Below are 15252 nucleotides of genomic sequence, written 5' to 3'. Positions count from 1 at the left end.
GCCCGGCCGCCGGAGCAGGAGGTGCGCGATGTCGCGACCGGAACCCCGCGCCCGCTACGGGCGCTACGTCGGCGGGCCGGACCCGCTCGCGCCCCCGCTCGACCTGTCCGAGGCCCTCGACGCGGTGTCCGAGGGCGTCATGGCCGGCTACTCGCCCGAGCAGTCGATGCGGGAGTTCCTCCGCACCGGCGGCCGCGTCCACACCGGGCTCGACGAACTCGCCGGGCGCGTCCAGCGCCGGCGCCGCGAGCTGCTCCAGCGTCACCGGTTGGGCGGCACGCTCGACGAGGTCTCGAAGCTCCTCGAGGAGGCGTTGCTCGCCGAACGCGGGCAACTCGCCCGCGACACCGAGATGGACCCCATGGACCGCACGCTGCGGGAGATGACCATCGAGAACCTCCCCGACAGCCCGGCCGCCGCGGTGGGGGAGCTGAAGGACTACGACTGGGCGTCGTCCGATGCCCGCGAGGCGTACAAGCGGATCCAGGACCTGCTGGGCGCCGAGGCGCTGGACGCGCGGTTCGCCGGCATGAAGCAGGCTCTGGAGAACACCACCGACGCCGACCGGGCGGCGGTGTCCGAGATGCTCTCCGACCTCACCGACCTGCTGGACAAGCACGCCCGCGGGGAGGACACCGACGACGACTTCCGCGAGTTCATGGACAAGCACGGCGACGCCTTCCCCGAGCAGCCGCGCGACATCGACGAGCTCATCGACACCCTCGCCGCGCGCGCGGCGGCCGCGCAGCGGATGATGCGGTCGATGACCCCGGAGCAGCGGGAGGAGCTCATGGCCCTGTCACAGCAGGCGTTCGGCTCTCCCGAACTCTCCGAACAGCTCGGCAGGCTCGACGGCTTGCTGCAGGCACTGCGGCCGGGGGAGAACTGGGACGGCTCCGAGGACTTCGAGGGCTCCGAGGGTCTGGGCGTGTCCGAGGGGACGGCCGCGATGGCCGAGCTCGGCGACCTCGACCGCCTGGCCGAGCAGTTGTCCCGCAGTGACCGGTCGCCGCTGTCCGAGCTGGACCTCGAGGCCGTCGCCCGGACGCTCGGTCGCGAGGCGGCGGTGTCCGTCCAGACCCTGGCGCGCCTCGAGCAGGCCATGCGGGACTCGGGCTACCTCAGCCGCCGGTCCGACGGGGACCTGCGACTGTCCCCGGCCGCGCTCCGCAAACTGGGCAGGTCGCTCCTGCGGGACGCCGCCCGTCGGCTGTCCGGTCGCTCGGGCGCGCGGGAGACCCGGGCGTCGGGGGCGGCGGGCGACCAGACGGGGTCGAGTCGGGCGTGGGAGTTCGGTGACGTCGAGTCCTGGGACGTGCCCCGGACGATCGGCAACGCGATCTCCCGCGTCGCCGCCGAGGGCGGCGAGCCCGCCGCCGGCGTCCGGCTCCTGCCCGAGGACATCGAGGTCCGCGAGACCGAGGCCCGCACGCAGGCCGCGGTGGCGCTGCTGGTGGACACCTCGTTCTCCATGGCCATGGAGGGCCGCTGGGTGCCGATGAAGCGCACCGCGCTCGCCCTGCATCACCTGGTGAGCACCCGCTTCCGGCAGGACCGGCTCCAGCTCATCTCGTTCGGGCGGTTCGCCCAGACGCGCACGATCGACTCACTGCTGTCTCTAGATGCGCAGTACGAGGCCGGCACGAACCTGCACCACGCGCTGCTGCTCGCGGGGCGCTTCTTCCGCGAGCACCCGACCATGCAGCCGGTCCTGCTCGTCGTCACCGACGGTGAACCCACCGCGCACCTGCTCAGCGGCGGCGAGCCCTGGTTCGCCTATCCGCCGGACCCGGACACCATCCGCACGACCGTCGACGAGCTCGACCGTGTCGCCCGGTTCGGCGCGCAGACGACGTTCTTCCGACTGGGCTCGGACCCCGGCCTCTCGCGGTTCCTCGACGCGCTGGCGCGGCGGGTCGAGGGCACCGTGGTGGCACCGGAGGTCGACGATCTCGGGGCGGCCGTGGTGGGCCGGTTCCTGCATACACGACGCGGCCGCCCGGGCTCCGGTGACGCGTGGAGCGCGGGCGGCCGCTGGGCCGTGTGACCTCTCTCAGGGCATCGGCGCGCCGACCTCGCCGGAGTCGCGCCGCAGCACCCTCAGCGAGTCCACGGCGGCCACCTCGGTGAACTGCCCGGACTCCAGGGCGCGGCAGTAGATCTCGTACGGCGGGCGGCCGCCGTCCTCGGGATCCGGGAACACGTCGTGGATGAGCAGCGCCCCGCCGATCTCCACCCACGGGGCCCAGCCCTCGTAGTCCGCCTGCGCGGCCTCGGAGGAGTGGCCGCCGTCGATGAAGACGAACGACGCGGGTGTGCCCCATACCCGGGCGACCTGCCGGGACGTGCCCACCGCGGCGGTCACCACGTCGTCCAGACCCGCGTCCCACATCGTGTGACGGAAGGCGACCAGGGTCTCCAGTCGCCCGGTGTGCGGGTCGACGAGCGAGGTGTCGTGGTACTCCCAGCCCGGCTGGTGTTCTTCGGAGCCGCGGTGATGGTCGACGGTGACGATGCTGCCCCCGGTCACGCGGGCGGCCGCGCCGAGGAACACGGTCGAGCGGCCACAGTAGGTGCCGATCTCCACGCCCACGCCGTCGCCCAGGTACTCGCAGGCGATCTCGTAGAGGGTCGTGCCCTCCTCCAGAGGCATGAAGCCGGGGGCGGCGAGCGCCACGGCGAGCAGCGAGGGTTCGATCTCGGGTGCGGTCATGACAGTCAACCTAGCGTCCACCTCTCACCCCTCGGCCCGGCGGGCGGCCTTGCGGGCGCGCGCCACGTGCGGACCCACCACGTTGCCGAGCTTGGTCCCGTTGGGCCACCCCGCGTAGTAGCACAGGAACAGCACGATCTCCTCGAGCTCCTCCGGGGTCAGCTCCCCGTTGCCCAGGGCGGCCCCCACCTGGATGTCCGCGACGTCCGTGTTGCCCTGCGCCGTGAGCGCGCCGAGCAGCAGCAGCCGGCGGTCGCGGTGGGTCAGGCCCGGGCGGGACCAGATCCGGCCGAACAGGTGATCGGCCGTCTCCGCGAAGTAGTCACCCGGCCCGTCGGTCATATCGAAGCCGTAGACCTCGGACATCATCGACAGTCCGTGGGCACGTTCCGGGCTCATCCCGGAGTCAGCGGTCCCGCTCATCTACTGCTCCTCCTCGTCGTCGTCGTCATCCCCGGGGCGTCCGGCGCGCCCACGGGTGCCGGCCCCGGCGGCGGCGCCACCCGCCGCGGCGCGCGCGATCTCACCCGGTCCCACGCCGAACCCGGCGCCCAGGTCCCGTAGCGCGATGTCGCCGAGCGGCAGGTCCACCCCCAGGCGGTCACCCAACGCCAACGCCAGGGACAGGTCCTTCTCGCCCAGCGCCCGCACGTGGGTGAACACGCCGTGCCAGAAGTCGTCGGGGGCGATCGGCGCGGTCGTCTCCCGCAACATCACCGCGCCGGCGCCCCCGGTGATGGCGTCGGTGTGGCGCACCACGCGTCCCAGCTTGGCGATGTCGATCCCCGCGGCCTCGGCCAGTCGGGACGCCTCGGCGGTCGCGGTGAAGGAGATGAAGTGCAGCAGGTTTCGCGCCAGCTTCATCCGCGTGCCCGCGCCCACCTCGCCGGCGTGGACGGGCATCCCCGCCCACAGCGCGAAGACCGGCTTGCACGCCTCGTAGACCTCGCGCGGCCCGCCGACCATCACCGCCAGCTGACCGGACTCCGCGCCCTGCGCGCCACCGGAGACCGGCGCGTCCACCAGGTGCACACCGGAGGCCGCGCAGACCTCGGCCAGCTCCACGGCCGTGGAGTCCGAGATCGTCGAGTGGACGGCGATCACCGTGCCGGGGGAGGCCGTGCGCAGGATCCCGTCGGGCCCGTCGACGACCTCGCGGACCTGCGCGTCGTCGAGGACCGTCACCGACACCAGCCGGGCGGTCCGCGCGACCTCGGCGCCGGTGACCACGGCCGTCGCGCCCTCGGCGACGAAGGGCTCGGTGGCCTCGGCGCGCACGTCGCACACCACCAGCCCGCCGGGCCAGGCCAGGAGGCGGCGCGCGATGGGCGCGCCCATGTTGCCCAGGCCGATGAAGCCGACCGGGGCGGGGGAGTCGTCGGGCGATCCGGGGCCGATCGGGGCGCCGGCGGTGTGGGGGGAGGCGTCGGCGGTCATGAGCGGATGATCTGTCCGCCGTCGACGTTGAAGATCTGCCCCGTCACCCACGACGCCTCATCCGAGAGCAGGAACAGCAGCATCCCCACCAGGTCCTCCGGCTGCCCCATGCGCTTGAGGGGGAGCCTGCCGACCATCTCCTCGACGATCGACTGCGGGGTCGACGTGCGGTTGGCCTCGGTGTCGATGGGGCCGGGCGCGATCGCGTTGATCCGGATGTTGGACCCGCCCAGCTCGGTGGCCAGCTGCTGGGTCAGGCCGTTGACCCCGACCTTGGCCAGGCCGTAGAAGCCCGAGTACAGCCAGGCCGCGGTGGAGGACTGGTTGACGATCGCGCCGCCGCCGCCCGCGGCCATCTTCTCCCAGCACGCGCGGACCATGAGGAGCTGCCCGTTGAGATTCACGGACATGAACTTCTCGTAGTAGTCCCAGGGGACGGTGATGAGGAAGTCGAGCTTCATCCCGCCGAAGATCGCGGCGTTGTTGACCAGCAGGTCGAGCCGGCCGTACGTGTCGACGGCCACCTGTGCGCAGGCGTTCGCCGAGTCCGGGTCCGAGACGTCCGTGTGCTGGAACAGCGCACTCCCGCCCGCGGCGGAGATCTCGGCCGCCACGCGCTCCCCGGCCTCGGCCGAGACGTCGGCCACCACCACGTTCGCGCCCTCGGCGGCCAGCGCCCTGGCGTACTCCTCGCCGATGCCACCGGCGGCCCCGGTCACGATGGCGGTCTTCCCGTCGAAACGTCCCATGTCGTGTGTCTCTTCCTGTAGGTGGATGCCGGGTGGTCGCCGGTCAGGCCGGGGTGGCGACGGACTTGATCTCGAGGTATTCCTCGAAACCCTCGCGCCCCATCTCGCGCCCGATGCCGGACTGCTTGTAGCCCCCGAAGGGCACGTCCGCGCCGTACCACTGGCCGCCGTTGACGCCGAGGGTGCCGGTGCGGATGCCGGCGACGACCTTCTCGACGCGCTCGGGGTCGGTGCCCCACACCGCGCCGGACAGGCCGTAGGGCGAGTCGTTGGCGATCCGGATCGCGTCGTCGTCGCCGTCGTGGGGGATCACCACCAGGACGGGGCCGAAGATCTCCTCCTGCGCGACGCGCGCGGAGTTGTCGAGGCCGGAGATGAGCGTGGGCTCGACCCAGAACCCGCGGGCCTTGTCGGGGTCGGAGGGACGCCCGCCGCCGGTCTCGATGGTCCCGCCCTCCTGCCGGGCGAGCTCGATGTACCCCTCGACGCGCTCGCGCTGGGCCGCGGAGATGACCGGACCGCAGAACGCGCCGGGGTCGTTCGGGTCCTTGGGGGCGAACGAGGCCATGGCGCCCTTGGCGGCCTCGACCGCCTCTGCGTACCTGGACCGCGGCACCACGAGCCGGGTGGTGAGCGCGCAGCCCTGGCCGGCGTGGGTGCAGGCGTTGAGGGCGGTCATGAAACAGGCGGTACCCAGGTCGGCGTCGTCGAGCACGACCGCCGCCGACTTCCCGCCGAGTTCGAGGAAGACCTTCTTCAGCGTCTCCGCGGCGGAGGCCATGATCTTCTTGCCGGTCGCCGTGGAGCCGGTGAACGAGACGAGGTCGACCCTAGGGTCCTCGACCAGCTGCGCCCCCAGGCTGTGATCGGTGCCGGTCACCACGTTGAGGACGCCCGCGGGGATGTCGGTGCGCTCGGCCGCGATCCGGGCCACCGCGGCCGCGATGAGCGGGGTGTCCGGTGCGGGCTTGAGGACGACCGTGCAGCCGGCGGCCAGGGCGGGGCCGATCTTGGCGAGGTTGATCTGGTTGGGGAAGTTCCACGGGGTGATGGCGCCGACCACGCCGATCGCCTCACGGCGGGTGGACCGGTTCGAGCGCACGCCCATGATCTCCGACTCGCCCAGCTCGGTGACCCACTGGTACGAGTCCACGAGGTCGGCCAGCCAGCCCAGGTCCGCCACCGGGCCCTCGAGCTGCGGGCCGGCGGTGAACATCCGCGGTGCGCCGACCTCGGCGATCGTCAGCGTCCGCAGTTCCTCGATCTCGGCCTGCAGGGCGTCGCGCAGCTGGCGGAGGCACCGAGCGCGGAACGAGTGGTCGGTCGACCAGTCGGTCGTGTCGAAGGCGTCGCGTGCGGCGGCGATGGCCGCGTCCATGTCCTCTGCGGAGGCGTCGGAGGCGCGGCCGATGACCTCCTCGGTGGCGGGGTTGAGCACGTCGAACGTGGCGCCGCCGGTGGCGGGGCGGAGCTCGCCGCCGATGAGCAGGGGGGCGGTGTCGGTGATGCTCGTCGTCACGGTGGGCCCTTTCGTCGGAATGGGTGGGCGTCGGTCGGGTGGACAGCTGTCTAGACGGTAGTCCGACGGTGGTGTAATGTCCAGACACATGTCCAGTGATCTCCGGTTCGAATCGACGCGGCGCAGGCTCAACGGCCAGCAGGCCGAGACCGTCGACCGCCTGACCAGCGCAGCGGTCGAGGTGCTGCGCGAGAAGGGCCCGGGGGGCCTGGCCGTGCGCGGTGTCGCCGCCAAGGCGGGGGTCGCCCCGGCGACCGCGTACACCTACTTCTCCTCCAAGGGGCATCTCATCGCGGAGGTGTTCTGGCGGCGGCTGAGCGAGCACGTGACGGAGCGGCCCGAGGGCGGCTCCACCGCCGACAGGGTGGTCGCCGTACTGCGCGACGTGGCACTGCTGCTGGCCGACGAGCCCGAACTGTCGTCGGCGGTCACCGCCGCGCTGCTGGGTGACGACCCGGAGGTGTCCCACCTGCGCGTCCGGATCGGCGCGGACATCCGCCGCCGCCTCGTGACGGCGCTGGGGGAGGAGAACGACGACGAGGTCGTCAGTGCGCTGGAGATGGTCTACGCCGGCGCACTCGTCCGGGCGGGGATGGGCTACGGCTCCTACTCGGACATGGCAGACGCGATCGAATCCGCAGCTCGACTGATCCTGAGGTGACACCGGCCATGACCACCAGCGCTCCCGCTCCACTCGTCTTCAGCCCGTACGACTATGCGGTGCACGAGGACCCGTACCCGTTTTACGCGCGTCTGCGCGCCGAGGCGCCCGTCTACCACAACCCCGAGCTGGGTTTCTGGGCACTGAGCAGGCACGCCGACGTGCGGGAGGCGTTCCGGGCGCCGGAGGTGTTCTCCAACGCCATGGGCGTCTCTCTGGATCCGGCGGCCTACGGACCCCACGCCTACAAGACGATGTCCTTCCTCGCGATGGACGACCCACGGCACGCGCGGCTGCGCAAGCTCGTGAGCAAGGGGTTCACCTCCCGCCGCGTCGACGCGCTGTCGGACGGGATCGCGGCCATCTCCCGCCAGTACTGGGACGAGTGCCTGGAGCGGTCCCGCGACGGCGAGGCGTTCGACTTCGTCGACGACTACGCGGGCAAGCTGCCCATGGACGTCATCTCGGATCTCATGGGGGTCCCGGAGGCCGACCGTGCCGAGCTGCGCCGCCTGGCCGATCTGGTCATGCACCGCGAGGAGGGCGTGGAGGACGTCCCGCAGGAGTCGATGGTCGCCGCCCTCGACCTCATCACCTACTACCAGGGCATGGTCGCCGAGCGTCGGAGGGCCCGGACCGAGGACCTCACCTCCGCGCTGCTGGACGCCGAGATCGACGGCGAGAAGCTCGACGAGGACGAGATCCTGTCCTTCCTCTTCCTCATGGTGGTCGCCGGCAACGAGACCACCACCAAGCTGCTGGCCAACGCGCTGTTCTGGGGTCACGAGAACCCGGACCAGTCGCGCGCGGTGCTCGCCGACCCCGAGCTCGCCCCGGCCTGGGTGGAGGAGACGCTGCGGTACGACACCTCCAGCCAGATGGTCCTGCGCACCACGACGCAGGAGACCTCGATCCGCGGCGTGACGATCCCCGCCGACCAGAAGGTGCTGCTGCTCATCGGCTCCGCCAACCGCGACGAGGAGGTGTTCGACCGCGGTGACACCTTCGACCTGACCCGCGACACCTCGGCGAGCCTGAGCTTCGGCCAGGGCCCGCACTTCTGCCTGGGCGCGCACCTGGCCCGGCTCGAGGGCCGGATCGCACTGGACATGATCTCGCGGTCGATCTCGGGGTACAAGTTGCTCCCCGGTGCCCAGCGCGTCCACTCCTCCAACGTCCGCGGCTTCGCCCACCTGCCGATGCGCGTCGAGGTGGCGGCGCGATGAGCCTGAGGTTCCCGCCGCATCCCGAGGCCTCGGCCAGGCCCGCGCTGGTCACCGGGGCCTCCTCGGGCATCGGCCGTGCGTCCGCCGAGGCCCTGGCGGCGCTCGGCCACCCGGTCGTCGTCGGCGCCCGCCGGGCCGACCGCCTCGACGACCTCGTCCGATCCATCCGCGAGGCCGGTGGCGAGGCGACGGCGCGGGCGGTCGACGTCACTGACGCCGACTCCGTCACCGGGTTCGTCACCGCGGCCACCGAGGCCTACGGGGAGCCCGAGGTGCTGGTGTCCAGCGCGGGAAGCCTGAAGATGGCCCGGGTCTGGGAGCTGTCCCCGGAGGACTTCGCCGCCCAGATCGACATCCATCTGCTCGCCGTCCACCGCCTGTTGCACGCGGTGCTGCCCGGCATGATCGGACGCCGCCGCGGGGACGTCGTGCTCATCGGCTCCGACGTCGCCTACACGGCCCGGCCCCGGTCGGGTGCGTACGTCGCCGCCAAGGCGGGCCTGGAGACGATGGCCACCCAGGCCCGCCGGGAGCTCGAGGGCACGGGCGTCCGGCTCGGCGTCGTCCGCCCGGGCCCGGTGATGACCGAGATGGGCACCGAGTTCGACCAGGACACCGCCGAGGCCGTCATCAACGAATGGGTCAGGCACGGGTTCGGTCGTCACCCACGGATGTGCAAGCCCGCCGACCTCGCCCGGGGAGTCGCCGCCATGGTGTCGATGCCCCGAGGCGCCCAGATCACCGAGCTGGAGATCCAGCCGGAGGCCCCCATCGAGGAGGACTACTCGTGACCAGCACAGAGAACCCGGTCGACTTCTCGTCCCTGAGAGAGCCGACCCGCGTGTCCGGGGGCGAGGGCGACCTCGGCCACATGGACGAGCTCCGCACCGATCCCATCAGTCTGTTCTGGCGGGTCCGGGAGGAATGCGGTGAGTTGGGGATCTTCCGGATCGCCGACCGCGACATCTGCCTCGCGTCCGGGGCCGCCGCGAACGAGGCGTTCTTCCGCGCCCCGGACGAGGCCCTCGACCAGGCGGCCGCCTACCCGTTCATGACGCCGGTGTTCGGGGAGGGCGTCGTGTTCGACGCCAGCCCGGAGCGGCGGTCGGAGATGCTGCACAACACCGCCCTCCGCGGGGAGCACATGCGTCAGCACGCCGTCACCATCCCGCGCGAGGTCGAGCGGATGGTCGCGGACTGGGGCGACGAGGGCGAAATCGACCTGCTCGAGTGGTTCTCCGAGCTGACCATCTACACCTCGTCGGCCTGTCTCATCGGGCCGAAGTTCCGCGAACAGCTCGACGCCCGGTTCGCGCACCTGTACCACGATCTGGAGCAGGGGACCGACCCCCACGCGTACATCGACCCGTACGCGGACATCGAATCCTTCCGTCGACGGGACGCCGCCCGCGAGGGACTCGTGGAGCTCGTCTCGGCGATCATGGACGAGCGGATCGCCAATCCGCCGGCCGACAAGGAGGACCGCGACCTCCTCGACGTGCTGGTGTCGATCAAGGACGAGGACGGCACCCACCGGTTCACCCCGAACGAGGTGACCGGGATCTTCATCTCCATGATGTTCGCCGGCCACCACACCACGTCGGGCACCAGCGCCTGGATGCTCATCGAGCTCCTGCGCCACCCGGAGTACATGGAGCAGGTCCTCGCCGAGCTCGACGAGATCTACGCCGACGGGGCCGAGTACAGCTTCGGCGCGCTCCGCCAGATGCCGAAGGTCGAGAACGCGCTCAAGGAGACCCTGCGGCTGCACCCGCCGCTCATCATCCTCATGCGGGTCGCGCAGGAGGACGTCAAGATCGACGACTTCGTGGTCCGGGCCGGCCAGACCGTCGCCGCCTCGCCGGCGGTGTCCAACCGGCTCCCGGAAGACTTCCCCGACGCCGACTCCTTCGACCCGGACCGCTACTTCGAGCCGAGGCAGGAGGACATCGTCAACCGCTGGACGTGGATCCCGTTCGGTGCGGGCCGGCACCGCTGCGTGGGCGCGGCGTTCGCCCAGCTGCAGATCAAGGCCATCTTCTCGGTCCTGCTCCGGGAGTTCGAGTTCGAGCTCGCGCAGCCCGAGGAGAGCTACCACAACGACCACTCGAAGATGGTCGTCCAGCTGGCCCAGCCCTGCAAGGTCCGCTACCGGAGGCGGGTGTTGTGATGCGCGTCGAGGTCGACTTCGACCTGTGTCAGGGCCACGCCGAATGTCAGGCCGAGGCCCCCGACTGGTTCACCGTCGGCAAGGGTTCCGAGGCCAAGGCCCGCGCGAAGCGCGGGGACATCCCCGACGACCAGCTCGACGCGGTCAGAGACGCCGTGAAGTACTGCCCGACCCAGGCCCTGCGCCTGGTCGGTGAGTGACCGTCCCGAGAACAGATTCCCCACCTGCAGACCCGGAGGAGTGACCCCCGGCCGGTACGTGCCGGACCGGGGACCTCCGGAACCCACACCCAGGAGTGAATGACGTGACCCGTTTCGACCGCGCCGAGATCGCCGAGTTCGTCGACCGATGGATCGAGGCCAACGCCGAATGTGAGCGCAACAGGGACTGGAAGCCCCTCGCCGAGTTCTTCGCCGAGGACGCGACCTACGGCTGGAACTACGGCACCAAGGACGACTTCATGGCCGTCGGTCGCGACGAGATCCGCGACATCGCCCTCGGCCAGGAGATGGAGGGGCTGGACGGCTGGGAGTACCCCTACATCCGCACGATCATCGACCCCGAGACCGGCGACGTGCTGTGCCTGTGGAAGCAGATCGCCCGTGCCACCGTCGACCCCAAGACCGGCAAGCCCTACGAGGTGCACGGTCTGGGTGGCTCGTGGTTCCTCTACAATGGCAACCAGCAGTGGGCCTGGCAGCGCGACTTCTTCGACTTCGGCAACGTCGTGGACCTGATGATGCGCATGTACGAGGCGGACGCGTTGACCCCGTCCATGAAGAAGCGCTTCGAGGGCGCGGGCGGCAAGCCGGCCGGCTGGTACCGCCTCGAGGACAGCCCGGCCCCGCTGTGGCCAGTCTCCTCGCCGGACGAGGTCTGATCCCCATGGCCACCCCGTCACCGCGTGATCCTCTCGAGTCCCTGTCCCACCCGACACTCGCCCGGCTCCTGCCGGACCTGCTCCTCATCGGGCAGCTCATCGACCGGGCCGGGATGCCGGCCCTGCTCGGCGAGTTCGGCGTCGACGGCATGCGTGACGTCGCGATCGAGGAGTGGCAGGCCGCCAGCCCGCACTACGCGAAGCGTATGAAGGAGGCGCTGTCCATCACCGGCGACGGGGTCGCCGAGATCTTCAAGGGGTTCCAGCTCGACGTCGGTGCCCCGCCCGAGTTCATGGACTTCCGCTATGCCGTGAGCGACCACGACAACGGGGAGTTCTGGCTCGACCACTGCGGCGCGCTCATGGACGTCGAGCCGATGGGGGACCGCCTGGTCACGACGATGTGTCACGACATCGAGGACCCCACGTTCCCCGCCACGGCCCTGGCCACCAACCCGCTGGCCGTGGTCGAGCCGATCCATCGGCCGCCCCGCAGCCCCGAGGGCCGGACGCCGCACTGCCACTGGCGGGTGCGGATCGATCCCGACGCGGAGCCGTTCCCGTTCCCCGAGCCCGCCGTCGAGTCGGCGTCGAGCCGCGTGGTCGGGTTCCGGTTCGACCCGCCGGCACCCCGCGACACCACGGGGGAGGGTGAGCGCGACGACTACGCCGGGCCGTTGCTCAGCGACCTGGTCTTCACGGAGTTCACCTCCGCCGCACTCATCAGGATCATCCGCGAGGTCTACCTCCAGATGCACCTGCTCGCCGTGGGATTCCACCAGTCGGTCCGACGTCGCTCGGATGCCGGGGTCGCCGACCGACTGCTCGCCTACCAGGCCACCGGGATCGCCGGGGTCGCCGCGGGCCGGATCCGGGACGTCCTGGGTGTCGCCGCGGACGCCCCGGGGCTCGCGGCGGTTCTCGACGTGCACCCGCTCGCCGGCCCCACCGCCTACACCGGGTACTCGTCCGAGGTGTCCGCCGACGGCACCGGGCTGACCGTCCACTGGGACACGACCGCGGACGGGTTCGCCGACGACACCTGGCTACCCCTGCTCGCCCGCGACGGACTCCGGCCGCTCGCCGCCGCGGCCCGGGCGGTGGACCCGCACTGGACGGTCGAGCGCGTCCCCACCGGCGGCACACGAGTCGAGGCCGTCCTGCGGATGGGGGACCGGCCCGCAGAGGAGTTCGAGGAGGTGGCCGTGACCCGCATCAGCACCGGCGCGGCCTTCGACTTCGGACCCAGGCGGAACGCACTTCCCATCACCCCCGTCTGAGCGCCCGACCCGCCGTCACACTCCGGAGGACCAGTCATGGCACACAACTTCGCAGACCTGTTCGAGCACGCGGCGGACGCGTACGGCAGCGACCGACTGGCGGTGGTGGAGGACGAGCGCCGCCTCACCTACGCCGACCTGGACGCCGAGGCCAACCGGTGGGCCGACGTCCTCGCCTCCCGCGGGGTGGGTGCCGGGGCGCACGTCGCGATCCACCTGCGCAACGGCGTCGACTGCATCGCGCTCTTCCTCGGCGTCCTCAAGCTCCGCGCGGTCCCCATCAGCATCAACTACCGCTACGCGGGATCCGAACTGCGATACCTCTACGACTATTCGGACGCGTGCGCTCTGGTCTTCCACCGCGAGTTCGCGCCGGCCGTGGCGGCGGCGGCGGAGGGACTGGAGACGTTGCGGCTCCTCATCGCGGTGGACGACGGCTCCGGGGTTCCGGACCTGCCCGACGATGCGCTCGACGCCGGGGAGGCCCTCGCGGCGGCCTCCCCGGAACGGGTCCCGGCCGACCGCAGCGCCGACGACCTGTTCCTGGTCTTCACCGGCGGCACCACCGGCAAGCCGAAGGGGGTGATGTGGCGTCAGGAGGACCTGTGGCGGAGCCTGGCCGGAGGCGCCGACTACTACACCGGTGAGCCCGTGCCCGACGAGTTCCACCAGTCCCGCTCGGGACTGGGTGGTGACCCGGCGCGATACCTCGTCCTGTTGCCGCTCATCCACACGTCCGGGCTGATGCCCAGTTTCACCGCCCTGTTCTCGGGCGGCACGTGTCACTATCTGCCGCACTTCCGGGCCGCGGACGTCGTGGGAGAGATCGTCAGCGAGAAGATCCAGATCGTGATCGTCGCCGGGGACGCCATGGTGCGGCCGATGCTCGCGCACATGCGCGAGACCGGCGCGGACACCTCGAGCGTGTTCATGGTCAGCTCCGGGGCCGCGCTGTTCTCCCCGTCGGTCAAGGCCGAGCTGCTCGAACTGCGGCCCGATCTCATGATCATGGACGCGTTCGGGTCGTCCGAGAGCGGCTTCGGCGGGCTCGGGGTCGCCACCAGGGCCGACCTCGACGACGGTTCGCTGTTCGCCGACCGCGGTCCCCGCATCCCGCGAGGAGCCCACCTGCAGCTGGTCGACGACTTCGACGAGCTCCTCCCCGACGACTCCACGGAGATCGGGTGGATCGTCAAGTCCGGCTACCAGCCCAGCGGCTACTACAAGGACGAGGCCAAATCCGCCGAGACCTTCCGCGAGATCGCGGGCGTCCGACGTGTGTTCACCGGGGACCGGGGGAGGTACGACGGCCCGGATTCCATCATCATGCTCGGACGCGGCAGCCAGGTCATCAACTCCGGCGGGGAGAAGATCTTCGCCGAGGAGGTCGAGTCCGCGCTCAAGGCGGCCGACGGCGTGCAGGACGCGGTGGCGCTCGGGGTACCCGACGAGAGGTTCGGGCACCGGGTCGGGGCCGTGATCGAGTGGGCCGAGGGGCACGTGGGGGACTTCGAGGCCCTCGAGAAGGACCTGCGCGGGACCCTGGCGGGTTTCAAGGTCCCCGTCGCCTACTGGGTGGTCGAGACGGTCGAGCGCCACCCCAGCAGCAAGACCGACTACGGCTGGGCGAAGCGGGTCCTCGCCGCCCGGGCCCCCGATCACGACCGCCGCGCCGACCCGGTGGGCTCGCGGTCATGACGAGGGAGGGTCGGGACCCGGGACTCCGGCTGGACGGACGGGTCGTCGCCGTCACCGGCTCGTCCCGGGGGATCGGGGCCGCGGTGGCCGAGGACCTCGCCGCCCGCGGCGCGGACGTGGTGCTCAACGGGCGGGATGCGACAGCGCTGGCAGAACAGGTCGACGACCTCGCCGCGCGGTCGACGGGCCGGATCACAGGAGTGACCGGACCCGCGCACGCCCCCGAGGTCGCCGAGGAGATGCTCGCGCGGGCCCGCGAGGGCGACTCGACCGTGCTCGGCCTCATCACCTGCGCCGGGGTGGCCGAACCCGCCGGTTCCTCGATCCTCACCGTCTCCCACTCCGAGTTCGCCGATCTCATGGACGCCCACCTGGGTACCGTGTTCGCCCCGTGCCGGGTGTTCGCCCCCCACCTCGTGGAGGCGGGATCGGGGGCGATCGTCACCACGTCGTCGTTCGCGTGGAAGGGTGACTACGGTGGCACCGGTTACCCGGCCGGCAAGGGAGCGGTGACGTCGCTGACCATGGCGTTGGCCGCGGAGCTGGCCGAGTACGGGATCCGGACCAACGTCGTCTGCCCGGGCGCGCGGACACGACTGTCCAGCGGTGACGGGTACGAGGAGCAGATCCGCGAGCTCGGGCGACGGGGCATGCTCGACGAGCTCAGCGTGGCGGGCGCGCTCGACCCGGCGGGACCGGAGTACGTCGCGCCCCTCTACACCTATCTGGTCTCGGAGCTGTCCGAGGGGGTCACCGGGGGCGTGTTCGCCGGCTCCGGCGGGTTCATCGGCCGCTTCCCGACACCCGAGGCGCAGATCCTCGCGTACCGCGACTTCCACGACAACCCCCCGTGGACCCCGGAGGAGATCGACGGCCTCATCCGGGCCTGACACGCCCGCGGCGGGCGCCGCCCGCGTGG

Annotated in this window: 15 protein-coding genes; 10 read left to right on the top strand and 5 right to left on the bottom strand. The window is 71.4% G+C overall.

The window, feature by feature from the left end:
* Nucleotides 1-28: 28 nt before the first annotated feature.
* Entirely contained in the window at nucleotides 29-2047 is a 2019-nt protein-coding gene (locus RWK90_RS04725) for a VWA domain-containing protein (RefSeq protein WP_314035287.1), read from the top strand.
* 6 nt (nucleotides 2048-2053) lie between these two features.
* Here the strand turns inward: RWK90_RS04725 and RWK90_RS04720 are convergent, their stop codons facing one another.
* The 5 genes from RWK90_RS04720 to RWK90_RS04700 are packed head-to-tail and all read right to left on the bottom strand — an operon-like array spanning nucleotide 2054 to nucleotide 6418.
* On the bottom strand, nucleotides 2054-2713 hold the full coding sequence (locus tag RWK90_RS04720) for a class I SAM-dependent methyltransferase (RefSeq protein ID WP_314035285.1): 660 nt from the start codon (nucleotides 2711-2713) through the stop codon (nucleotides 2054-2056).
* Between the two features lie 24 nt (nucleotides 2714-2737).
* A complete protein-coding gene (locus RWK90_RS04715) occupies nucleotides 2738-3136 on the bottom strand; it encodes a carboxymuconolactone decarboxylase family protein (protein ID WP_314035283.1) in 399 nt (132 codons plus the stop codon).
* Nucleotides 3137-4150, bottom strand: a complete 1014-nt coding sequence (locus RWK90_RS04710) for an NAD(P)-dependent oxidoreductase (RefSeq protein WP_314035281.1) — start codon at nucleotides 4148-4150, stop codon at nucleotides 3137-3139.
* Nucleotides 4147-4899 (bottom strand): SDR family oxidoreductase, encoded by a 753-nt coding sequence (locus RWK90_RS04705; RefSeq protein ID WP_314035279.1) that lies wholly within the window; start codon nucleotides 4897-4899, stop codon nucleotides 4147-4149. Before RWK90_RS04705 ends, RWK90_RS04710 begins: the two co-directional genes overlap by 4 nt.
* 43 nt (nucleotides 4900-4942) lie before the next feature.
* Entirely contained in the window at nucleotides 4943-6418 is a 1476-nt protein-coding gene (locus RWK90_RS04700; protein ID WP_314035277.1) for an aldehyde dehydrogenase, read from the bottom strand.
* An 88-nt stretch (nucleotides 6419-6506) separates the two neighbouring features.
* Between RWK90_RS04700 and RWK90_RS04695 the strand changes: the two genes are divergently transcribed.
* The 9 genes from RWK90_RS04695 to RWK90_RS04655 all read left to right on the top strand — a co-directional run bounded on the left by RWK90_RS04695 (nucleotide 6507) and on the right by RWK90_RS04655 (nucleotide 15223).
* Complete coding sequence (locus RWK90_RS04695; protein WP_314035275.1) at nucleotides 6507-7079, top strand: TetR family transcriptional regulator; 573 nt, start codon at nucleotides 6507-6509, stop codon at nucleotides 7077-7079.
* A gap of 8 nt (nucleotides 7080-7087) precedes the next feature.
* Nucleotides 7088-8305 (top strand): cytochrome P450, encoded by a 1218-nt coding sequence (locus tag RWK90_RS04690; protein WP_314035272.1) that lies wholly within the window; start codon nucleotides 7088-7090, stop codon nucleotides 8303-8305.
* On the top strand, nucleotides 8302-9096 hold the full coding sequence (locus RWK90_RS04685; RefSeq protein ID WP_314035270.1) for an SDR family oxidoreductase: 795 nt from the start codon (nucleotides 8302-8304) through the stop codon (nucleotides 9094-9096). Before RWK90_RS04690 ends, RWK90_RS04685 begins: the two co-directional genes overlap by 4 nt.
* Before the next feature lie 80 nt (nucleotides 9097-9176).
* Nucleotides 9177-10475 (top strand): cytochrome P450, encoded by a 1299-nt coding sequence (locus tag RWK90_RS04680; RefSeq protein ID WP_314035922.1) that lies wholly within the window; start codon nucleotides 9177-9179, stop codon nucleotides 10473-10475.
* Complete coding sequence (locus RWK90_RS04675) at nucleotides 10475-10675, top strand: ferredoxin (RefSeq protein ID WP_314035268.1); 201 nt, start codon at nucleotides 10475-10477, stop codon at nucleotides 10673-10675. The genes RWK90_RS04680 and RWK90_RS04675 overlap by 1 nt, the downstream gene beginning before the upstream one ends.
* A gap of 104 nt (nucleotides 10676-10779) precedes the next feature.
* Nucleotides 10780-11355: a nuclear transport factor 2 family protein gene (locus RWK90_RS04670; protein ID WP_314035266.1), complete on the top strand. Its 576-nt coding sequence runs from the start codon at nucleotides 10780-10782 to the stop codon at nucleotides 11353-11355.
* A gap of 5 nt (nucleotides 11356-11360) precedes the next feature.
* Complete coding sequence (locus tag RWK90_RS04665; RefSeq protein ID WP_314035265.1) at nucleotides 11361-12635, top strand: hypothetical protein; 1275 nt, start codon at nucleotides 11361-11363, stop codon at nucleotides 12633-12635.
* A gap of 36 nt (nucleotides 12636-12671) precedes the next feature.
* Nucleotides 12672-14333 (top strand): AMP-binding protein, encoded by a 1662-nt coding sequence (locus RWK90_RS04660; RefSeq protein ID WP_314035263.1) that lies wholly within the window; start codon nucleotides 12672-12674, stop codon nucleotides 14331-14333.
* On the top strand, nucleotides 14330-15223 hold the full coding sequence (locus RWK90_RS04655; protein ID WP_314035261.1) for an SDR family oxidoreductase: 894 nt from the start codon (nucleotides 14330-14332) through the stop codon (nucleotides 15221-15223). The genes RWK90_RS04660 and RWK90_RS04655 overlap by 4 nt, the downstream gene beginning before the upstream one ends.
* Nucleotides 15224-15252 lie beyond the last annotated feature (29 nt).

The organism is Dietzia sp. CH92 (assembly GCF_032248695.1).
Classification (GTDB): Bacteria; Actinomycetota; Actinomycetes; order Mycobacteriales; family Mycobacteriaceae; genus Dietzia.
The sequence above is the reverse complement of the archived record's forward strand: the minus strand, read 5'-3'. Positions and strand labels throughout refer to the sequence as shown.